This is a genomic window from Allobosea robiniae, assembly GCF_900102525.1.
GTDB lineage: Bacteria > Pseudomonadota > Alphaproteobacteria > Rhizobiales > Beijerinckiaceae > Allobosea > Allobosea robiniae.
This window is the reverse complement of sequence record NZ_FNBZ01000008.1, coordinates 257377-277971: the sequence shown is the minus strand read 5'-3', so window position 1 is coordinate 277971 and position 20595 is coordinate 257377. Positions and strand designations below refer to the sequence as shown.

The window sequence follows — 20595 nt, the reverse complement described above, 5'->3', positions numbered from 1 at the left end:
GTCGTTGTCGGCGTCAGAAGCCGAAGTTGAAGCCGGCCTTGACGATATCGCCTGCGGTACGCGCACGCATGGTCGCATACTGGGTGGGGGCGAGCCCGGTATAATCCTGCAAGGTCAGCTTCTGGTTGCCGAGATCGTAATGCGTGTAGTCGAGCCGGAGCGTCATGCCCGGCATGATCGCATATTCGATGCCGCCGCCGAGCGCCCAGCCGCTGGCGATACCGGAACGGGAGGCCGTGGCGCCGGAGGTCGTCGCCGGATTGTCGGGCGTGATCGAGCCCTTCTGGTCGACGAGGCCGTAGGCATAGCCACCGCTGCCATAGATCATGAAATCGCCGAGCACGAAGCCGGCGCGGGCGCGGACCGTTCCCAGCATCGAGACCTCGTTCTCGGCGCGCGTGGTGAAGCGGGTCCCGCCGGGATTGGCGGAAATCGTCTGGCTGCCGCCGAGCCGCGTCGCGGACAGGTCGGTTTCGGCGCCGATGACGACTGCGCCGATCTGATAGTTGAAGCCGAACTGCGCGCCGCCGACCATGCCGCTGCCGTCGGGCGACAGGCTGCGCGGCACGGCCGCGGCATTGATCGCGCTGGCGGCGAGGACCGAGGTGCCGGCCACGGTCGCGGTTGTCACGACGGTCGTTGTCGTTGGGAAAGGCGTCGAGTTGGTGGTCGTGGTGGTGCTCGTCGTCGTCGTGGTCGTCGGCGTGAAGGTTGGGCTGCCGAAGGGGCCAGCTACGGTCGTACGGTCACTCTGCCGGCCGCCGCCGAGCGAGCCGCCGACATAGAAGCCGGTCCAGCGTGGGCGTTCCGGAAACAGGGCGGGCAGGTCGGGCGCCATCGCCTGTGGCGCCATCGGAGGCGGTGGCGGGGTGACGGGGGCCTGGCGCGGCATTCCCGTCCGCGCGGGGGAGACGCCGCGCGGCGTATAATCGGCACGGCGCGAGCGGGGCTGCTGGACGGCCGGGCAGACCGGGCAGGTCTGTGCGACCTGGACGCGGTTGCGGCTCGGCGCAGTCGCCGCCAGCCGCAGGGCGGCAGCCGTGTGGTCCGACACCGGGTAGAGCCGGGCGTAGAGCCTGAAGGATTCGGCATCGCCGGCGAGCACGGCCTCGGCCCAGGCTCGCTCATCCGTCCGCTGGGCGAGGATGCGATTCAGCCGCAGTGCGTTCTGATCTTCGGGATTGATCGCCAGCGCGTTGCCGTAGATGTCGCTGCGGTCCCAGGCGATCGCGGTGCGGGCGGCGTCGGCCGGGGACATGCCGCGCAGCGAGGCCAGCGTCGGGCGTGCCGCCAGGGGTACGTTGCCGGCCGTGGCTGCTTGCGCCGCAGGGGCGCCGGCCGGGCGCTGGAAGAAGCTGAACTCCGTGATCAGCGAAGACGTGTCCCAGGGGATCTGGGTGCCGTTGGTGGAATCGTAGACGGCGAGACGGATGCGCCGGAAGATCTGCTCAACGGCCAGACCCGGCTCGCGGGCCTCGCGCAGGAAGGCGGTGGTGAAGGGGCTGTTGGCACCGGTGCCGTCCGCGGCGGTGGAGCCCGGAGAGGTCGCGAAGGCGACGAAGGTGCCGCTGCCGGAATCGATGCGGGCGAGGCCGGCTTCGTTGCTGATGCCTTCATTGGCGCCGTCGACGATCTGCAGGGCAAGGCCGCGGGCGACCTGACGGCCGGCAAAGGGGTTGTCGCGACAGGCGTCGAGAATCGCGATCTTGGACTTGGCGCCAGCCCCGTCGAGGCGGCGCAGGATGTCGCTCAGCGACAGGGATTGCTCAGCGATATTGGTGCCGATCTGCGGGCGGATATCGGTCGGCAGGATGTAGTTGGCGCCGTCGAGCTGCACGGCATGGCCGGCATAATAGACCAGCGCCGTCGCATCGGGACCGCCGCGGCGCACCTTGTCGACGAAGACGTCGAGCGCGCTGCGCAGACCGGCGAGCGAGAGATCGAGCGCCGGCGTGATGTCGAAGCCCGCTTCCTGCAGCATGCTGCGCGTGGCGTTGGCGTCGTTCAGCGCGTTGGGCAGCTTGGTGACATTGGCATAGCCGCCATTGCCAACGACGAAGGCGAAGCGCTTCTGGGCAAAGGCGGGTGTGGCGCCGAGGCTGAACGTGACGAAGACCGCCGCGAGGGCGATGACGAGATACGCATAGGCCCGGGCTTGAATCCGCATGCTGCTTCCCCTGCGCGCGAGAAGAACGACTCGCTGGACCTGTCTGACGCCCACGATTCGAGCAGGCGTCCGCCATATGATGGAGATTCCCAGAAAGCCGGGGGATCAAGCAACATCAAATCGACACGGAAAAAACACGGTTCGGACGTGAGGCGAGGGCCCGATTCATCAGTATCTGCTTCGCGTTAGCAGCGTCAGTCGTAGCGATTCTTCATGTATAATCGCGCCGGTGTGACTTAATTGCCAGCGTATCGGCGGCCTTGTTGGACCTGCGCTGGAGGCTCAATGTCAGGCGTGGCGCTCCTTCAAATGAATGAGGCGCCGGGACGACGCTTCGGCTCGAATGACGGGGACGGAGCCCGGCGGGAGCGGCCATGACCAGCGATCCAGCCATCAATCCCTATGACGTCGTGGCCTATCCCGGCCACTCCTTCTCGCAGACCCACCCATCGCGATTGGCAACCATCGCGCATTTCCATGGCATGGACCCGGCGCTGCCGATGGCCATGCGCGTGCTCGAACTCGGCTGCGGGCGTGGCGGCAACCTCATCCCGATGGCCGCGCAATATCCCGGCAGCCACTTTCTCGGCATCGACCTCAGCGGCGACTCGATCCGGCAGGCGCATACCAACGCGTCGGAACTGGGCCTGACCAATCTCGCCTTCGAGCAGCGCAACATCCTCGCTGTGGGCGGGGAGATCGGGACCTTCGACTACATCATCGTCCATGGCGTCTATTCCTGGGTGCCGGATGTCGTGCGCGAGCGGATCGTCGCCCTGTTCGGGCAATTGCTGGCGCCGCAGGGCGTCGCTTATGTCAGCTACAATGCGCTGCCCGGCTGCCGGCTGCGTGATCTCGCGCGCGACGTCATGTTGTTCGCGGTGCGCGATATCGACGATCCGCGCGAGCGGGTCAGGGTCGCCCGCGCCGCCCTGAAGGAGATCGCCGAGGCCAGCGATCCCGATAGCTTTCACGGCGCGGCGCTGCGGCAACGACTGAAGCAGATCGACGAACTGCCCGACAACGTCCTCTATCACGACGATCTCAACCCTGGCGCACGCGCCTTCGCGCTGCATGAGGTGCTGTCGTCGGCCGAGCGGCACGGGCTGCAATTCCTGGCCGAGGCCTCGTTCCCCAACCTCTACGGTGCCGCCAAGGGGCCGGCCCAGCAGATGCTCGACCGGATGCCGCTGGAGCAGATGGCGCTGCGCGAGCAGACGCTCGACCTGCTGATCGGACGGGCCTTCCGCGAGACGCTGCTGTGCCGGGCGGATATCCCGCTCAGGCGCGGCGTTCGGCCGGGGTCGCTCAAGCCCTATCATCTCGCCGCCAACGCGCGGCTGGCGCCCCCGGTCGAGAAGGAGACCAAGCCGGGCGTCCAGCGCTTCAGCTTTGACGAAGGCGTGCAACTTGCCGTCGACCTGCCGGTGGGCAAGGCCGCGCTCGCCATCCTGAGCACGATCTGGCCGGCGAGCATCGCCTGGGACGAACTGGTGGAGCGCGCATGCCGCGACGCTGCGGGCGAACTCGGGCCAGACCGCGCGCATGAGATCGCCCGGCTCGACGAAGCCCTGATCGCGATCTTCAAAGCAGGATTGCTGGATATCAGGTTGGAGGCGCCGCCGCTGACGACGGCAATCAGCGAGAAACCCGCAGCCAGCGAGATCGCGCGCTGGCAGGCCTCGAGCTCGGCCGAGGTCACCGACCTGCGCCACCGGACCGTTCAGCTCGACGGCGTCGTCGTGCGCAAATTCGTCAGCCTGCTCGACGGTTCGCGTGACCAGCGCATGTTGCTCGACGCGATGAACGCCTTCCTCGACGAGGCCCGCGCCGCCGGCGCGGCCGTGCCAGGCCTGCCGGAGCGGGCGACGGCGGAGGAGGTGGCGATGCATCTGAAGGATGTCGCGCGCCTCGGGCTGCTGCGGGCGTGACGATTGTGAAGCGCCCCACTGAGGGGTAACCTTGCGGCAGGGGCGATGGAGCGCAGGCCAGCGGAATGAGCGAGCGCTTCCGGCAATTCCAGGCGCTGTTTCCGGAGGAGGCTTGCCTCGCCGCGCTGATGCGGCTGCGCCATGGCGGAACGAGCCTGAAATGCCCCGCCTGCGGCCGGCCGGCACAGTTCGAGCCGCGCCCGAAATTGCGCGGTTTCGCCTGCCAGTATTGCAACTACATGATCCATCCGGCGGCCGGGACGCCGCTGGAAAGCCGACGTACGCCGCTGCAGCTCTGGTTCTACGCGCTGAAGGTGGTGTCGGAACAACCGGGCAAGGCTGCCGTCAGTGCGATCGCGCGCGATGCAGGCGTGCCGCAAGTCATGGCGCAGCGCCTTGCCGACGATCTGGCAGGGCTCGCCGGGCGAGGCGACGCGGGTTGGCTGGAGAAGCTGCGGAGCCTGGTGATGGGGAAGCCGGAAGCGGTCCCCACGCCGTCGCCCCCTGCACCCCCATCGCTCGCCGTGGTTCCCGGTGCTGCCGCTGCTGCGCGGAAGGGGAGCATGGAGCCGCCGCGATCGGCCCCGGCCCGGCCCGTTGCCGCCATGCCAGCTCCGTCTCCCGCTCAAGCCCCAGCTGCTGCTCCGCCAACGCCGTCCGCGAAGCCTGCGGACACTGCCGGATCACCCACGACGTCGCCGAAGAAGGCCGCCTCCGGGCGCAAGGCGATCGCTGCCGTGGCAGCCGGCGCTGCCTGCGTGACCGCGGCTGTGCTCGGCCTTGCCTATGCCCGGCTTCAGCAGCAGGAGCGGCCGGAGCCGGAGCGGGGCATCGAGATCGCGGCCGTCGAGGCTCCGGCGCTCAAGGACGCGCCGGCCCGGCCCTCGCTGATCCTGTCCTCGGTCGAGCAGGACCTGGAGGGCGCGCGGCAGGCCGCCCAGTTCGCCCTCGACAACGATCCGTCGCTGGCGGCGATCAAGCCACAGGAGGATGCGCCGACCCAGCAGGTTCCGGTCAACCAGTTGCAATTGCCGTCCAACATCCTGCTGGTGCCGCCGAAGATGCAGAGCGGGCCGCCGCCGGGGCCTGTCTCGCCAAGCGGTGCGCCGCAGCCGCCGCCGCAGATCTCCAGTGGCGACCCCGATCAGGTGCTGACCTTCGGGCCGATCAAGATCCGCCGCCACCTCGTCGACCTGATCGTGCGCGCGAGCAAGGTCGTCGGCGCCGACCCGACCCTGCTGATGGCGGTGGCCGACAAGGAGTCCTCGTTCTCGACGGCGGTGAAGGCGCAGACCTCCTCGGCGACCGGGCTCTACCAGTTCATCGAGCAGACCTGGCTTGGCGTGATCTACGAATTCGGGACGAAGCACGGGCTCGCCGCCGACGTGAAACTGATCGGCAGGTCCGGCCGGCAATTCGTTGTGACCGATGGTTCCCAGCGCCAGCGCATCCTCGACATGCGGCGCGAGCCTTATATCTCGGCGCTGCTGGCGGCCGAGATGCTGAAGCGCGACACACTCAGGCTGGAGCGGGCGCTCGGGCGCCATCTCACCGGCGGCGAGATCTACCTGATCCACTTCCTCGGTCCCGACGCGGCGCAGACCTTCATCGAGACGATGGAGGAGCAGCCCGGCGTCAAGGCGGCCGAATTGCTGCCCCGGCCGGCGCAGGCCAACCGGCCGATCTTCTATGCGGGTTCCGGCGGCGAGACGAAGGTGCTCACCGTTTCCGAGGTCCACAAGAAGTTCAACGACATGATCAAGATCAGGCTCGATCGCTACAGCGCGGTCAGGCCCGGCGGGGGCGGGGGCATCGCCCGGCCGCAACCGAAGAAATGACCTGCTGACGCCGCGCGCGCGCCCGCTCGCGGCCACCGCTCTCCGAGAGCAGCGAAAGGAGAAAACCCATGCCGGCCAACCGTTTCGAGCAAGTCGACGAACCGCCGACCGATGCGATCACGCTCAGGCTGTCGGAGCGCGGCGGGGAGGCCTTCGGGCATGTGCTCTGTCCGGCCGATCTCGCCGGCGGGCATCTGGTCAATGATTTCGTCAGCGATGAACTGGCGGCGAAGGATGCCTTCCGCACCGCGATCCGCCTCGCCAACGAGATCCAGGCGCCGATCGTGGTCGAGGACAAGGCCGGAATCTGGCAGGACGAATGGGGCGTGCTTTATCGGGAGGATTGAGCGGACTTCCCTTCTCCCCTTGCGGGAGAAGGGAAGAGGCCGATCGCCGCTTCACTCGATCCGGAAATACTTGATCCCCAGGCCGAGCTTGCCGCTCTGGCGGGCGAGGTCGAGCTTGAGGTTGGCGAAGAATTCGCTCGCGGGAGACGGATTGGGGCCGGAGAGTGCCGGCAGGGCCTCCTTGGTGACCAGCGCGAGCACGGTCTGCGGGCGGGCCGAGCCGCCGGTCGATTCAAGCTTGAGGTTGAAGATCACCTTGCCGCCCTCGCGTTTCGCGAAGCTGGAGAGGTTGTAGACGAGCCCGTCATCGCCGATCAGCACGACGTCGAGGTTCTGGCCGCCGCCGGCCTCGACCGAGCCGTTGAGGATCTCGCCGCTCTTCATGTTGAAGGCGCCGATCTGGATTTTCGGGCTGCGGTCGATGGCGATGCCGGGCCGGCGCAGGAAATCGACCATCGGGCACTGGGCCTCGGTCATTGGCCGCAGGTGGATCTGCGCCTCGAAACCCTGCGCCGCCTTGAAGGCCCCGTCGAAGGCGACGAAAGGCGCCGAGTTGCTGCCGAAGCCTTCCAGCGTCGCCTTGCGGTCTCCGATTTCGAGCGGCCAGAGGAAGAAGCAGGAGCCGCCATCATAGTCGCGGACATAGCGCTCGATCCGCTCGGCCGGCGTGCGCGGCTCGGGTTCGGGCGCCATCGCGGCGACCTGCGGCGGCGCGACGCTTTGGCTGGCGGGAGGCGGGGCGACCACCACGGTGACGGGTGGCGGCTCCGGCGGCTTGATCTCGATGGCGACGGGCGGCTTGACGGCGGGCTCGGCCACGGGCGGACGCACCGGCGCCTGCTGTTGCGGCGGCTCGGTATTGACGGCGACCTGCGATCCCGACGGGCCGGATGGAGGCCGCTGCGGCCGCTGCGTCTGAGGCGGAGGCGTTTGCGCCGCGGGAGGCTGCGTCACCGGGGGCGGCGCGGGAGGGGGCGTCTCGACGGCGGGGTTCGGTGTCGCGGATGCGGATGGCTGCGCCGGCGCTTCGGTGAGCGCGGGTGGAGCGCTTGTCGCAGGGGGCTGTGCCGCGGGGACTTCGGTCAAGGCGGGCGGCGCGTTCGTTGTCGGGGCCGGCGCGCTGGTCGAAGGCTGCTCCGCAAGCGGCGGCGGATCGTTGTTCGCGACCCGCGCCGCCTGTCCGCCATCGAGCGTCGTCCAGGCATAGAAGCCGCCGCCCGCCAGCACGGCGAGCGCCGCAATGCCGGCGACGAGCGGCAGGGGCGAGCGCCCCGGCTTGCCCGTAGTCGTATGGCCGGCCGCTGCCTTGGCAGCGGCCTTCCTGCCCGGCGCGGGCGCCTGCCAGGCTGCGACCTCGGCCATGTCGGCAGGGCGGTCCTTCGGGTCTGGCGCCAGCATGCGCGCAAGCAGAGGCCGGATGCGCGCATCGACCCCCGAAAGATCGGGCAGGCGGCGGCGCTTGTCGATGATGTCGACCTGGGACCCGCCCATGTCGATGGCGCGGCCGGTCAGGGCCTGGGCCAGCACCAGCGCGAAGGAATACATGTCCGAGCGGCCGCTGACCTCGCCGCCGAAGAGGCCGAGCTGCTCGGGCGAGACGTAGTTGTATTTGCCGGCGAAGCCGGAACCGATCACCGTGCCCTCGCCGAGGATGCTGGAGCGGGCGATGCCGAAATCGATGATCTTGGCGCGGGAGGGATCGCCGCCCGGCAGGATGATGTTGTCGGGCGAGATGTCGCGATGGATGATGCCGAGCCGGTGCGCGGCATGCAGGCCTGGGCCCACGCGCTGGCGCAGGATGTCGGCTTCCTCGACGCTGAGCGGGCCTTGCTGGATACGCTCGGAGAGCGGCTGGCCGTCGACGAATTCCATCGCGAGATAGGGCGTCTCGCTCACCGGATCGATGGCGAAGACGTAGTAGCGGACGATGGCCTCGTTGTAGAGGTTGTGCAGGGCTGCCGCCTCGCGCCGGAACAGGGCGAGCACGGCGTCATCGCGCGCCATGTCGGGGCGGATCATCTTGATCGCCACAGCGTCGCCGGTCTGGATCGCGCGGCCCTTGTAGACCTCGCCCATGCCGCCGACGGCGATCAGGCTCTCGATCTCATAGATGCCGTTGAGCTTCGTGCCGATGCGGGCATTGGCGCGGGGCACGAAGACGGTGCGCTCGGAGTCGTCGCTCATGGCGTATTGCCTCCTCGCCCGGACCGGTTCGGCATCCAGCGTGTCCTTTCGCTCGCCCCCTGTCGATAGCGCACGATGACGACGGTAACGTTGTCGCGCGCGCCGCGCTCCAGCGTGAGCGCCAGCAGGGCGTCGCAGGCCTCCTGTGCGCCGCCGGCCTCGACGGCGGCCAGCATCTCCGCGTCGGCAACATGCTCGGTCAGCCCATCCGAGCAGAGCAGGAAGACGTCGCCATCGGCGATCTCGCCGTTCTCGAGGTCGAGTTCCGGCGTGTCGTGCACGCCGATCGCATGGGTGATGATGTGCCGGCGCGGCGAGCGCTTCGCCTCGTCGCTGGTGAGGAGACCGCGATCGACCATGTCCTGGACCTCGGTGTGATCGCGCGAGACCTGCGCGATGCGGCCGCTGCGAACGAGGTAGATGCGGCTGTCGCCGGACCAGAGGCAGGCGAAATGGCGCTGATGGATGAGCAGGCAGACCAGCGTCGCGCCCATGGTCGCGCCGCGGCGGCCGATCTCTTCGCGCAATTCGTCATTGGCCTTGAGGATGCCGGCTTCGAGCATCGCGAGCAGGTCGGGCGCCGAGCCGGCGGCACCGACCGCCTCCAGCGCCGCGACCACGGTCGCGCTGGCGAGCGCGCCGTTCTCGTGCCCGCCCATGCCGTCGGCGACGGCCCAGAGGCCGATTTCCGGGCGCAGGATGAAATTGTCCTCGTTGGCCTTGCGGACCTTGCCGGTGTGGCTGATGCAGCCGGTCTCGAAATCCGGATTCCGGCGCTGGGCGTCGTTCATGGCATCGCCCTCATGATCCGGCGCGCTCGGGCGCGAGATGGCCGTCGAAACGGCCGGTGAGCAGGCCGGCGAAGAGATAGGGATCGGGCAAGGCGTGGCCGGTCAGCGCCAGCGGTTCGAAGTTCGCGCCGCCCACCGTCCAGAGATAGCAGGCATGGGCATAGGACCGCGCGTGGTCCTCGACGCGCAAGGCCGCCAATCGCTCCGGGAAGCCGGAGGCGATCGCCGCACTGACGATGGTGCCGTCGGCGAGGCGGACCATGTCCTGCGGCGGCGCTGCGAGGTGATGGTCGTTGGGGACGGGCAGGGCGGAGAGGCGCTGCGCGACGGCCTCATAGCTTGCCTGCGGCTCCAGCGCCTGAAGCAGGAAATCCTCCATCGCCTCGAACCAAATGTCCTGCGGGTCGAGCTCCGGCGGCGGGATCGCGGCGCCCGGGCCGGCGGTGGCGAAGACCGTCAGCGGGAAATAGCGGCCGACTCCGTCGACAGAGGGCATGAAGGCGCCCGCAACCGTCTGCCCGCCATGGGCGCCGCCCAGCCAGAAGCGCCAGATCGGGGCGTTGAGATAAGCCTCCTGCCAGCGATTGCCGAGTTCGAGCCGGCTCGCGGTCAGCCCGCCCTGCAGCCACTTTTCGTAAGCCCCGAGGAAGCCGGAGGGAGCGTTCAGCGCGATGAAGTCGCGCTTGGCGGGGAGCTTGCCGAAGAGGCCGCAGGGCACGGGGTCATATTCCCGAGGGGCAGCGGATTTCCCGCAGCGCCGGCAGGATCAAGGGATTCTTGAGCGAGCCGACGCCGAAGGAATAGCCGACCTGCCGGCCGCCGGCATTCAGGTTGAACCCGACATTGTCGCCCTGCTTGAGCACCGAGCCGGCATCGAGCAGGCGGAAGAAGGACCAGGTGCCTTCCTTCTCGAAGAGCTTGGCCTCGCCGCCCTGCGCGGCGCCGCCTTGCTGGCCGGAGGAGAAGAAGCCGCCGCTGAACATGCCGCCGGAAGTGTTGCCGCTACCGCCGCCGAGCGTCAGCGTCACAGCCGTCTTGCCGACGCCCCCGCCCGGCCACATCACCGGGGTCGGCGTATTGACGCCCTGCTGGCTCGTCACCGTGAAGCCGTTGATCTCCAGCTTGGCATTGGCGGCGTCGGCCGAGAGCGCGGTCGGCGTCACCACCATCTGGAAGGAGGGCAGGTTGCCGCCGGTCGGGAAGAAGGCCTCCTTGATCTCGCTGGCGCGCTGGAACTCGCGCAGCGTCGTCGGCGAGAGCGCGCGGGCGACGCGGCTGTCGACGCGCCAGCCCCATTGCGGCTTGGACGTGTCGACGAAAGGCTCCAGCCGTTCCTTGTAGAATTTGTCCATGATCTGGCCGGGCGCGAAGAGCCGGGCGAAATCGGCGAGCGGCACGTCGCGGGTGCTCGCCTTGGTGAAGGGATAGCGGTTGTTCATCACCTCGGTGCAGACGCGCGTGACTTGCTCGGCCAGGGCCTGCCGCAGCAGGGCGACGGTCGCGCCGGTGGCGTCGCCCTCGAAATCGTTGACCGCCTGGATGACCATGCCATCGAAGGGCGCGGGATAGCGCGAGGAGTTGGCACGCAGCGTCGCGATCAGCGGCACGAGCGCGGCATTGGCCGCCGCCGATTGTGCCGGATTCGTTGCGGCCGTGGCGAGGTTCTGGTTGATCTCCGCGAAAGTCTGGAGGAGCTGGTCCACCGGCCGGCGGCCGAGATCGCCATCGACGAGGACGTGGAACGGCTTGAACTGGGATTCGATATCGGCACCGAGCGCGGTGTCGGCGCCGCCACCCGCGAGAATACGGTCAACGCCGGGCGCCGCCAGCGGGAGATTGGCGCCGAGACGGCTCAGTGCATTGCTCGCGCGCCGCGCGAGCGTATCGGCGGCGGCCTGCGCCGCGGCCTGTGCAACCGCCTTCTTGGCGTTGGGCCGCTCCTTGGTGAGCTGCGTCTCGTCGCGCAGGGATTCCAGCACCTGCTTGAAGGGCGAGGTCGCGGCGCTAATGGCACTGAGCGCGACATAGCGCGGCTTGTCGGCGTTGAGCGGCCGGAGCTTCAGGCGCTTCAGCATGCGCTGCCAGCTCGCGATATAGTCGCGGCTGTAGAGCTTCATCAGGTCAGGGAAGAGCGTGGCGTACTGAGCCGTGATCGCCTGCTGGTCGAGGTTTTCGCCGAGCACCCAGCGCTCCCGCTCGATCTGGTCGCCGATATCGCCGAGTCGGGCGATGAAGGCGTCCTGGAAGCCGTCATAGGTGTAGAAATAGGGCACGCGGATCTGGTCGAGATCTTCCCCGGTGATGCCTTCGAAGACCAGGCGCACATCCGAGCCGCCGCGCTGCGAGACGACCCAGTCCTTCTGGCTCTCGCTGCGGGATTGCGTGCGCAGCAGTTCGTAGGCGCGCTCGGCGATGCTGAGGCGGCGCAGCGTGCGCTGGCTCTGCTCGATCAGCGACTGGTTGAGCTTGACGATCGGCTCGCCCGTGCCCTCGTCGAGATCGAGCATGGCGGCGAGGTGTTCTTCCAGTGCCTCGCGCCCCTTGGCGTTGGCCGGGCCGGGGAAGAGGTTCTCGGCCCAGTCGAGCCGCATCCAGGACGTGACGAGCTCGCGGTCCAGCTTCGCCTGGCCGCCGACCATCATGTAGACCTTCAGCGCCTCATAGACGAAGCCGGGATTGTTGGCGTTGGCCTCGAGCTGCTCCTCCAGCCGGAAGATGATGCGCGAGCGCAGCATCCGCTCCAGCGCCTGCTGATAGGTGATCTCGGTCGCGTTCTGCAGGCGATCGCGCTGGCTGAGGCCGAAGGTCGCCAGCGTTGGCGTCGGCTCGGATTTCGTCGCATAGCCTGCCGGCATGTTCCGCAGCTTGTGCAGCAGTGGCAGGACGCGGCTGAAATTGCGGTCGGAGATCGTGGTCTCCTGCAGCACCGGCGCTGCGGCGCTGCGATAATCCGAGAGCCCGTAATTGGTGGCGGTGATCAGATCGCTGTTGCGCGAAAAACTCGTCCACCACAGGCCGAGCGCGGCGAGCGAGAGCAGCGCGACCGTGGCGAAGCCGGCGATGCGCAAAGCCGTCGTGCGGCGAGCGGCGCCGAGATCGGTCGAGACCCAGCCGGATTCGCCGATCACGACCTTCTGGACCAGCTCGGTCAGGAAATAGCTCTTGCCCTTGCCGGAGAAGGAGGCCGCGCCGGCGTGGTCCGAGCCGAAATTGCGCGAGAGCGCGCCGATCAACTGGTCGATCGGTGTTCCCTCTTGCGTGCCCGAGGTGAAGTAGAAGCCGCGCAAGGTCGCATTGGCGTGGTAGCGCGTCGGCTCGAAGACGGGGGTCAGGAAATCGACGATGGAGCGCTTCAGCGTCGCCATCTGGCTCGGGAAGCCGAAGATCTGGGCGCGCGCGGTCGGGTTGTGTTCGTCCTGGAGCCGATCGGGCAGGCGCTCGTTCAGCCGCTCGATCAGCGCGTCATATTCCGGCGGCACGTCGCCGATCATGTTGCGGGTCTTGTCGGCGGTCTGGAAGGTGTGGCCCCAGACCATGCGCCGCTGGGGCTCGGTCAACTGGCCGAAGAACTCGTTGAAGCCGGCGATCAGGTCGGCCTTGGTGAAGATGGCATAGACCGGGAAATCGACCTTCAGCCGCTCGTGCAGTTCGAGCAGGCGGGCGCGGATCGCGTCGGCATGGGCGGCGATCTCTTCGGGCGAGGAGGTCAGCAGGTCCTCGACACTGATGGCGACGAGGACACCGTTGATCGGCTGGCGCGGGCGATTGGTCTTGAGCAGGTCGAGGAAGGAAAACCAGCTCGACTTCTCGGCTTTCGTGTCGGTGTCCTGCGTGGTGTAGCGGCCGGCGGTGTCGATCAGCACCGCGTCCTCGGCGAACCACCAGTCGCAATAGCGCGTGCCGCCGGAGCCGGCGACGGCGGCCGGCGTCGCGCCGCGCGCCAGCGGGAATTTCAGGCCTGAATTGATCAGCGCGGTGGTCTTGCCGGCGCCGGGCGGGCCGATGATCACGTACCAGGGCAGGTCGTAGAGATAGTCACTGCCCTTGCCGCGCGCACTCTTCAAGGTCGCCAGCGCATCCTTCATCGCGCTGGAGAGGGCGGCGCCGTCGCCGGTCGTCTCCTCCTTTTCCAGCGCCTCGGTGAGCGCGGCGGTGGCCTTGCGGCGGCGGATGACGATGAAGCCGATCCAGACGAGCGCACCGAGCAGAAGCAGCACGGCGATGGGCAGGCGCACCCAGAAAGACTCGAACGGCCGGACATCGCCGAAGGCGACGAAGGGGCCGCCGAACCAGATCAGCGCGGCGAGCGCGAGCGCGCCGATCAGGATCGCTACGATACGCAGCCAGGTGGCGAGGTTCATAAGATCGCCCTCCTAGTTCTGACGCTGGATCAGGATCTCGACGCGCCGGTTCTGGGCGCGTCCATCGGCGGTGTTGTTGGGTGCGATGGGGGCGTCGGCACCCTTGCCCTCGGTGGTGATCCGGTCCGGCTTGCTGAGCTTGGTCTTGAGCACGTCGCCGACGGCCTTCGCGCGGGCCTGCGACAAGACGAGGTTCGACGGGAAACGGGCGGTGCGGATCGGCACGTTGTCGCTATGGCCGACGACCTTGATGGCGCCGCCCTCCTGCTCCAGCACGGCGGCGATGCGCTCGATCAGGGGCTGGAATTCCGTGCGCACGCCCGCCTGGCCCGGCTCGAACAGGGTGATGCCGACGAGGCGAACGATGACGATGTTGGGCGTCACCAGGCAGACGATCGGCGGCTGCACCGCGGCGCAGACCTTGGGCGGCTGCGCCGGCGGCGGGGGAGGTGGCGGCGGGGCCGAGAAGACCTTGCGCATGATGCCGATCTCGCCCTTGGGATGGACCGAGAGCAGGGCTGTCGAGGCCGCCTCGGCATTGCCGGCGAGCAGGGCGCGGAAGACGAAATAGACGCCGAGCAGGGCTATGGCTGCGATCGCCGCCACCGACCAGACCGGCACCTTGAAGCCGGCGACGGCCTGCGCGATCGCCTGCCCGCGCCAGCGTGGCGAGAGCTCGGGGTCGGGCTGCTTCACCCGCCGCAGCGTCTCGAACAGGTTGCGCTGGATCGTCTGGAGATTGTTGGCGCCGCCCGCGGACGTCCGGTGGATGCCCTGGAAGCCCAAGGCCAGGCAGGCATGCATCAGCTCCAACAGGTCGTAATTGACCGATGGATCGGCCTTGGCCTTGTCGAGCATCTCGAAGAAGCGGACGCCGCCGATGCGCTCGCCGAAGAAGCGCGAGAGCATGCTGTACTGCGTCCAGACATGGCGGTCGTCGCCTGGGATATTCTGGACAATGTCGTCGGCGCTGGCGGCGATGACGTATTTCGCGGTCTGCGCGGTCTCGGCCGAGACCCCGGCGGCGCGGACCTCATGCTCGAAAGCTTCGATGGACTCGCCGACCTGCCCGAGAAGCTGGGCGAAGGGCGCGTTGGAGAGATTGGCGCGCATCCGCCCGAGCAGGAGCAGGAGCGGGCCTGCTGCGCGCAGCAGCGGGTTGGCGTTCGGCGTCAGGAGCTGGTCGCGGCGGGGCAGGGACTGGCCGCCGCCGACCGGAGGCGGAGGCGCCTGCCGCTGCGGGATCGGCGCCGGCTGCGACATCCATTCGTCGCCGGTGCCGGGCACGCCAGGTGAGGGCACCTGCGGCGGCTGATAGGGCTGGGGCGCCTGCGGAGCGGCGGGTGCCGGCGCGGCGGGAGCGGGTGGCAGGGGCGCGCGGCGCCCGCCGGGGTTCGGCCTGATGATCGTGCGCTCGGAGCGGCCGAACGGATCTGAAGGCGAACCCGGATCGCTCATCGCCTGCCCTCCAGAACGGCCCAGAGCTCGAGTTCGAGATCGGGCCAGTCACCGGAAAAATGCATGCCGATCGAACTCGCCGTCGAGAATTCCGGCCAGAGCGGCGAGGTGCGGTCGAGATAGAAATAGACATGATCCGTCAGCGCGCGGATCTGCGGCGGCGGCGTCGGCAGATGAACGAGATTGATGCCCGGCAGATGGGCATGGACGATCTCGTTCATCTTGGTGTTCGGGCCGATCTTGAAGAGCTGCGGGAACTGCGCCTGGATCTCGGTCAGCGGGCGGCGGGCCGCCACTTCCAGCACCAGCGTCGCGTTGCGCACCAGGCTGCGGTCGCGGATCGTCGACATGAAGGCGTTCTGCGCGCGCTCGACGATCTCCAGCCGGATCGCGCGGCGGCCGAGATTGGCGGAGAGGAAGTCCTGGATGTCGCGCACCACCGGGGCGAAGCAGTTCTCCAGGTCGTCATGGTCGTAAGGAGGATAGTCGCGGGCGCGGCGCTCGGCCGTCGTGAAGGTCGCGAGTTCGCCGGCGAGCGCGAGGAAGGTCGAGAACAGCCGCTCGGGATGGACAAAGCGCGAGCGGCGCATGTGCTTCAGCACGGGGATGCTGCGGTTGAGGAGCTGGAGCACGAAATAATCGGCGCTCTGCAGGCCGCCGCCGGCCGTCGGATCGGCGGCATAGCGGGCGAGTTCCTCCAACTTGTTGTCGATCCAGCCGATGACGCGGTCGAGCCAGCCCTCGATCACCGGATAGGCCGAGCAGACCAGCACGGGCGGGGCGAATTTCTCGTCGAAGAGGATGGCGCGGTCGCGCACTTCGAGGATGCGGCCGAGCGCGAGGCCGACATAGCCGGCCTTCGAGGTCTTGCGCAGCTCCAGCGTCAGGCGCGGATGGGCGACGTCGATCTCTTCTTCCGTCCGCAGCGAGGCGGTGGAGTCGATCAGCATCTCGTTCGCGGGAACGTAGCGGCTGGCCGAGCCGTTCAGCGTGTCCTCGACCTCCCGCGTATTGGCGGCGGCGAGCGGCAGCGAGAGCCAGACGATCTGGCCGGCGGCGTTCTCGGGAACCTCGATCGCGGCCGGGAGCGGGCTGTTGTCAGGCAATGCGAAAGGCGTGCCGTCCGGCATCACGCCGACGGCGCGGCGCAGGCCGATGCGGCTCTGCTGGGCGAGGTCGCGGTCGATCTCCAGCACCGAGAAGCCCCATGGATAGGGCGTGACGTTCCTGACGCGGCTTTCCAGCAGGTTTTCGAGATAGCGGTCGCTTTGCTGGAAGTGGTGCGGCCTGAGAAACAGTCCTTCCGACCAGACGACCTTGCTGTACCACGACATTCCGGTCTCGCTCACTCGAAGGCAGGCTGGGCGAGCTTACTACGGGTCCTACCCAAGCGTCACCAAACGAATGCTAGCGCGTCGCGCGCGTGTCGCCGTCATTGACTTGAAGGATGCGGCGGAGCGATTTTCAAGGCAGTGCTCGGAAGTACGAATCCGTTCGAGCAGGGGAGGCCCGCATGCCCAAGGGACCGGCCGCACGCGTCATGGACCCGGTGCTGCATCCGCTGCCGGGCATGCTCCAGCCCGGCCCGGGCAGCACGAACGTGATCATCGGCGGGATGCTGGCCTGGCGCGGTGTGCCGGCTGCGGCGGCTGCTGCGATCCAGGGGGCCAAGGCGACTTCCGATGCGGCGCTGCAGGCGGCTCAGGCTGCCACCGTCGCCGCCGCCGGGACGCCGGGAGCGCCGGCCGCCATTGCCGCCGAGGAAACCGCCAAGAACACGGCCGCCGCCAGCATGGGCTCGATGATCACAGGCGCGGCAGGCGGCGCCGATATCCATATCTGCCTGACGCCGCTCGGCCCGTTGCCGCTGCCGACGCATGGGCCCGGGGTCGTCATCGACGGCTCGCAGACCGTGCTGATCAACAACCTGCCGGCTTGCCGGATGGGCGACACGGTCCTCGAGGCGCTGGGCCCGCCCAACAAGATCATGATGGGGTTGCCGACGGTGATCATCGGCGGCTGATGACAGATTGATTCAAGGCGGCGGCGCAAGCCGTTGAAGCGGAATCGTTTTCTCGCTGCGGGGTGCGATGGCGAAGAACAGGCGGACGGTCCCGGATCGCGCGGAAGCCAGGTACGAGCGCTTCCGCCACAAGATGGTACAGCGTCTGTCCTCCGACCAGAGGCGGGCGAAGAACCATGGGCTCGCCCGCAACGGGCGCGTCGCTGAAACTCTTTGCTTCATGGCACTGATCCGCGATCCCGCCCGGCGCAAGCGCCCGATCCTGCCGGTGCCCAACGTGAGCTGCACGGCGGCGGTGCGCCAGTTCTTCCGGGCCGATGATGGCGAGCAGGCGGCGCATCTCCTGCCCGGCCAGATCTCGATCGACGGCGCCTTTCCCTGGCTGTTCCTGGCAGGGCCGGCGGCGCGGCAGCTCGAGAACCTGTTCGGCTATGTCGAGCCGTTGCGGGTCGACTACAACAAGGCCGATTCCGCTGCCGAGGCGAACGGGCTGACCGATGCCTTCGCCGATGCCTGCCGGCGGGTGCTGACGAGCAAGGGCGAGGCCGTGGCCGATATCGTCGCGGCCTATGAGCAGGTCTGGCGGCCGGGCGCGCTCGCCGCCTTCGCTGCGGCCGAAGCGCAGAAGCGCAGCAAGCCGACCCCGCCCCCGATCGAGCGCGGTGTCGGCATGGAATACGGCATGATCCTGAATTTCGAGGAGCGGATGGCCGCCTTCGAGGACGATTCGATCTGGGCGACCTATGAGCAGCTCAGCATCCTCGGCTATTACAAGGTCGCGATGGAAGATGCGCCGCGTCAGCTCCAGCCGCGCGCCATTCGCGAGATCCTGGCACTGCCGCCGGCTTGACCGGGCAGGGCTGGCGGGCCAAGCGGGCTTCTCCATTTCTCCCGCGACAGGATGCAAAGCCCATGACCATCGAACGCATCGGACTGGCCGCCCGCTACTGCGACGCCGCCATCTTCAACGGCATCGTCTTCCTCGCCGGCCATGTCGCCGAGAAGACCGAGGGCGCTTCGCTGACCGAGCAGACCGAGGAGGTTCTCGCTCTGCTGGAGGATACGCTGGCGCAGGCCGGAAGCCGCAAGGAGCGCATCCTCAGCGTCCAGATCTTCCTCACCGATATCAGCAAGATCGGCGAGATGAACGCGGTCTGGGACAAGTGGGTGGCGAAGGGCCATTCCCCGGCGCGCGCGACCGTCGAGGCGAAGCTGGCCTCGCCCGGCTACGCCATCGAGATTACCGCGGTCGCGGCGAAGGGCTGATCCTCGCGCGTTCCCCGGTAGCGTCATGGTCGGGCTTGTCCCGACCATCCACGTCTTCGCTGGTCGAAGCTCGCGTTCAAGACGTGGATGCTCGCCACGAGGGCGAGCATGACGACGAGGCGCCGTCACTTCCCGCCGCGGTCGTAGCACTCGGCGAAATAGATCATGAAGGCGTCGACGAGACCGTTCTCGTAAGGAGCGGTCTTGGCGTCCCAGCGCGCGACATAGGCCTCCCACATCTTCGCCTTGCGCGAGCCGATCAGCCCGCCGATGCCGCCATCCTGTGCCGTCGCTTCGGTGATCGCCTGCGGGTCGAGATCCTCGACCAGCATTTTCAGCGCGTGCTGCATGGCCGAGTAGGTCTTGATCTGGTGAGCCTTGAGGTCGCGAAAACTCTCGTCGAAGGCGCGCCTGGCATCGAGATAGCCGCTGCGCGGCTGGCCGAAGATCAGTTGCAGGGCGTCGTCGACCGTAGGCGAGAATTTCAGCGGGTTGTTGTCCTGTGCCTGGATCATCGTCTGGCTGGTGCTGCGGGCGATGCGCTTGGTCTCGGCACGGGCGGCGAGCAGGCCCTTCAGCTCCTCGGCGATCAGACGCATCAGGCCGCCGAGCTGCTCGGCGAAGGCGCCGGGGTCCTGCGTCGCCAGCGCCTGCGGCGAGACGCCGGCACCCTTCGCGAAGCGCTGCATGAACTCGCCCATCGAGATCGGTGCGGCTGCGCCCGGCTGCGCCGCGGGCTCGGCCGGGAAGGCCGGGGCGGGGGGAGGCGGGATGGCGGGCACCGGAGGCGGCTCGGCCGGGGTCTCGGGCGGAACCGGATCCTCGACGGGCTCGTCCCAGGGGTTGGCGTCCGCAGCGCGGCTTGCCGGAGGCCGGCGCGGGGTCGGCATCGCCACCACCGGCTCCTGCGCCGGTGCGGGTGGCGGCTGGAGCGGCGCCCAGGCGAAATCGTCGGTCCGCGCGACGGGGGGCGACCAATCCTGCGCAGGTGGTGGTGCCGGTTCGGCGCTCGGGGCCGGGATGTCGGTTGCCCAGTCGATGAAACCGGCATGGACCGGCCTGGCATGGCTCGGCGGCATCAGGTCGCGGCGCGGAATCGGTGGGGCGGCTTCCTCGCTCGGCGCCCAGAGCGAGTCGGGCTGCGCGGCATAAGGTGGGGGTGGGGCGGCCGTTTCCGAGGCCTGTCCGGCCTCCTCGTCGATGGCGACGGCGATCAGGTAATGGCCGATCTCGAGCCGGTCGCCGTTCTGGAGCCGGTAGGGCGACTGGACGCGATGCTCGCCGCCATTGACGAAGGTGCCGTTGGTCGAGATGTCGCGCAGCCACCAGCCGCCGTCCCGGAAGCGGATCTCGCAATGGCGGCCGGAGACGGCGCGCGAGGGATCGGGCAGGGCCCAGTCGAGATGCTGGTCGCGGCCGATATCGAGGCCGCGTCCGCCGCTGGTGGTCACGCTGAGCGGGCCGCCATCGGGCAGCGAGGTCTCGTTCTCGATCGTCAGTGTCAGCGCCATCGCGGACGTCCCGTTACGGCCTCAGATCATCGAGCCGAATATCATACTCGGCCCGATGATCTAAGTCTTTGGTTTGTCGCATTTTCTTCACGCGAACCGGTGTCCACTTCGCTTGAAAATGCTCTCGTCCGCAGATCAGCGCTTGCCGGCATCGTCTTCAGCCAAACGAATGCATGCTTCGACGCAGGCGCGCAATGCACCGTCGCGCTCGCGCGCCGGCAGGCGGTTGATCGCGTTGAGCACCGCGATCCGCGCCATCTTGGCCGTCAGGTCGGGCGGCGTCGGGATAGGGTGGCTTTCCGACATGCTGCCGCCGGAATAGCCGGCCGCCCAGGCGGCGAAGGTGCCCGGCCTTGCGCTGTCGCCGGCTTGCGCCTGCCGCAATGCCTCGAAACGTGTCTTGTCGCCGGGCTCGCGCACCCAGGCCTCGGCCGCCGCGAGGCCGGGGTCCTGCGTGCCGGGCGGCTGCATGGAACGGACGGCCTGCACGGCCCACCACACCGTCTCGCGCCGCGGCAGCAGGAAGGCGCAGAAGCCGGCCGCCTCCATCGGCGCCGGCCCCCTGACGAGGCGGCCGAGGAAAGCCAGCGGTGGCTCGGTGGTCGGCGCCATCGTCACGGCCTGATGGGCGGACGGATAGGTCTCGAACACTTCGCGGGCGGTGCTGAAGCGCAGGCGTGACATGGAAGCTCCGGCCGTTCTGTCGTTATCGGTATTC

At 68.3% G+C, this 20595-nt stretch carries 15 protein-coding genes; 6 read left to right on the top strand and 9 right to left on the bottom strand.

Going from position 1 to position 20595, the window contains the following annotated elements; translation table 11 throughout:
• Positions 1-13: 13 nt before the first annotated feature.
• A complete protein-coding gene (locus tag BLQ70_RS22070; protein ID WP_091861375.1) occupies positions 14-2167 on the bottom strand; it encodes a caspase family protein in 2154 nt (717 codons plus the stop codon).
• 374 nt (positions 2168-2541) lie between these two features.
• Here BLQ70_RS22070 and BLQ70_RS22065 point away from each other — a divergent pair, with 374 nt between their 5' ends.
• From BLQ70_RS22065 to BLQ70_RS22055, 3 genes are all read left to right on the top strand, one after another.
• On the top strand, positions 2542-4098 hold the full coding sequence (locus tag BLQ70_RS22065) for a methyltransferase regulatory domain-containing protein (RefSeq protein WP_091861372.1): 1557 nt from the start codon (positions 2542-2544) through the stop codon (positions 4096-4098).
• 65 nt (positions 4099-4163) lie between these two features.
• Positions 4164-5936 (top strand): transglycosylase SLT domain-containing protein, encoded by a 1773-nt coding sequence (locus BLQ70_RS22060; protein ID WP_091861369.1) that lies wholly within the window; start codon positions 4164-4166, stop codon positions 5934-5936.
• A gap of 68 nt (positions 5937-6004) precedes the next feature.
• A complete protein-coding gene (locus BLQ70_RS22055; RefSeq protein ID WP_061967191.1) occupies positions 6005-6283 on the top strand; it encodes a hypothetical protein in 279 nt (92 codons plus the stop codon).
• Between the two features lie 51 nt (positions 6284-6334).
• On the opposite strand, the gene BLQ70_RS25855 is transcribed toward BLQ70_RS22055, so the two are convergent.
• From BLQ70_RS25855 to tssK, 6 genes are read right to left on the bottom strand one after another with little or no spacing between them, the layout of a single operon-like run.
• Positions 6335-8467: a serine/threonine protein kinase gene (locus tag BLQ70_RS25855; protein WP_210184336.1), complete on the bottom strand. Its 2133-nt coding sequence runs from the start codon at positions 8465-8467 to the stop codon at positions 6335-6337.
• The gene (locus BLQ70_RS22045; protein ID WP_091861366.1) at positions 8464-9258 is read right to left on the bottom strand and encodes a PP2C family protein-serine/threonine phosphatase; all 795 of its coding nucleotides are present in this window, start codon (positions 9256-9258) and stop codon (positions 8464-8466) included. The genes BLQ70_RS25855 and BLQ70_RS22045 overlap by 4 nt, the downstream gene beginning before the upstream one ends.
• Before the next feature lie 10 nt (positions 9259-9268).
• The gene (gene tagF / locus BLQ70_RS22040; protein ID WP_091861363.1) at positions 9269-9976 is read right to left on the bottom strand and encodes a type VI secretion system-associated protein TagF; all 708 of its coding nucleotides are present in this window, start codon (positions 9974-9976) and stop codon (positions 9269-9271) included.
• A gap of 4 nt (positions 9977-9980) precedes the next feature.
• Entirely contained in the window at positions 9981-13619 is a 3639-nt protein-coding gene (gene tssM / locus BLQ70_RS22035) for a type VI secretion system membrane subunit TssM (protein ID WP_091861360.1), read from the bottom strand.
• A 12-nt stretch (positions 13620-13631) separates the two neighbouring features.
• Positions 13632-15077 carry a type VI secretion system protein TssL, long form gene (gene tssL / locus BLQ70_RS22030; protein WP_091861357.1) on the bottom strand — a complete coding sequence of 482 codons (1446 nt, stop codon included), beginning with the start codon at positions 15075-15077 and terminating at the stop codon, positions 13632-13634.
• Positions 15074-16411: a type VI secretion system baseplate subunit TssK gene (gene tssK, locus BLQ70_RS22025; RefSeq protein ID WP_091861354.1), complete on the bottom strand. Its 1338-nt coding sequence runs from the start codon at positions 16409-16411 to the stop codon at positions 15074-15076. Before tssK ends, tssL begins: the two co-directional genes overlap by 4 nt.
• Before the next feature lie 179 nt (positions 16412-16590).
• Between tssK and BLQ70_RS22020 the strand changes: the two genes are divergently transcribed.
• The 3 genes from BLQ70_RS22020 to BLQ70_RS22010 all read left to right on the top strand — a co-directional run bounded on the left by BLQ70_RS22020 (position 16591) and on the right by BLQ70_RS22010 (position 18366).
• On the top strand, positions 16591-17100 hold the full coding sequence (locus BLQ70_RS22020) for a PAAR domain-containing protein (protein WP_091861348.1): 510 nt from the start codon (positions 16591-16593) through the stop codon (positions 17098-17100).
• 133 nt (positions 17101-17233) lie between these two features.
• Positions 17234-17950: a hypothetical protein gene (locus BLQ70_RS22015; protein ID WP_139163617.1), complete on the top strand. Its 717-nt coding sequence runs from the start codon at positions 17234-17236 to the stop codon at positions 17948-17950.
• 62 nt (positions 17951-18012) lie between these two features.
• On the top strand, positions 18013-18366 hold the full coding sequence (locus BLQ70_RS22010) for a RidA family protein (protein WP_091861342.1): 354 nt from the start codon (positions 18013-18015) through the stop codon (positions 18364-18366).
• A gap of 125 nt (positions 18367-18491) precedes the next feature.
• Here the strand turns inward: BLQ70_RS22010 and tagH are convergent, their stop codons facing one another.
• Both tagH and BLQ70_RS22000 read right to left on the bottom strand, forming a co-directional pair.
• On the bottom strand, positions 18492-19877 hold the full coding sequence (gene tagH / locus BLQ70_RS22005; protein WP_091861339.1) for a type VI secretion system-associated FHA domain protein TagH: 1386 nt from the start codon (positions 19875-19877) through the stop codon (positions 18492-18494).
• Positions 19878-20012: 135 nt separating this feature from the next.
• The gene (locus tag BLQ70_RS22000; RefSeq protein WP_091861336.1) at positions 20013-20561 is read right to left on the bottom strand and encodes a DUF6931 family protein; all 549 of its coding nucleotides are present in this window, start codon (positions 20559-20561) and stop codon (positions 20013-20015) included.
• Between the last annotated feature and the right edge of the window lie 34 nt (positions 20562-20595).

Excerpts from the sequence above, each read along its gene's own strand:
- BLQ70_RS22070 (WP_091861375.1), bottom strand. The coding sequence starts at position 2,167 with ATGCGGATTCAAGCCCGGGCCTATGCGTATCTCGTCATCGCCCTCGCG.
- BLQ70_RS22065 (WP_091861372.1), top strand. The coding sequence starts at position 2,542 with ATGACCAGCGATCCAGCCATCAATCCCTATGACGTCGTGGCCTATCCC.
- BLQ70_RS22060 (WP_091861369.1), top strand. The coding sequence starts at position 4,164 with ATGAGCGAGCGCTTCCGGCAATTCCAGGCGCTGTTTCCGGAGGAGGCT.
- BLQ70_RS22055 (WP_061967191.1), top strand. The coding sequence starts at position 6,005 with ATGCCGGCCAACCGTTTCGAGCAAGTCGACGAACCGCCGACCGATGCG.
- BLQ70_RS25855 (WP_210184336.1), bottom strand. The coding sequence starts at position 8,467 with ATGAGCGACGACTCCGAGCGCACCGTCTTCGTGCCCCGCGCCAATGCC.
- BLQ70_RS22045 (WP_091861366.1), bottom strand. The coding sequence starts at position 9,258 with ATGAACGACGCCCAGCGCCGGAATCCGGATTTCGAGACCGGCTGCATC.
- tssM (WP_091861360.1), bottom strand. The coding sequence starts at position 13,619 with ATGAACCTCGCCACCTGGCTGCGTATCGTAGCGATCCTGATCGGCGCG.
- tssL (WP_091861357.1), bottom strand. The coding sequence starts at position 15,077 with ATGAGCGATCCGGGTTCGCCTTCAGATCCGTTCGGCCGCTCCGAGCGC.
- tssK (WP_091861354.1), bottom strand. The coding sequence starts at position 16,411 with ATGTCGTGGTACAGCAAGGTCGTCTGGTCGGAAGGACTGTTTCTCAGG.
- BLQ70_RS22020 (WP_091861348.1), top strand. The coding sequence starts at position 16,591 with ATGCCCAAGGGACCGGCCGCACGCGTCATGGACCCGGTGCTGCATCCG.
- BLQ70_RS22015 (WP_139163617.1), top strand. The coding sequence starts at position 17,234 with ATGGTACAGCGTCTGTCCTCCGACCAGAGGCGGGCGAAGAACCATGGG.
- BLQ70_RS22010 (WP_091861342.1), top strand. The coding sequence starts at position 18,013 with ATGACCATCGAACGCATCGGACTGGCCGCCCGCTACTGCGACGCCGCC.
- tagH (WP_091861339.1), bottom strand. The coding sequence starts at position 19,877 with ATGGCGCTGACACTGACGATCGAGAACGAGACCTCGCTGCCCGATGGC.
- BLQ70_RS22000 (WP_091861336.1), bottom strand. The coding sequence starts at position 20,561 with ATGTCACGCCTGCGCTTCAGCACCGCCCGCGAAGTGTTCGAGACCTAT.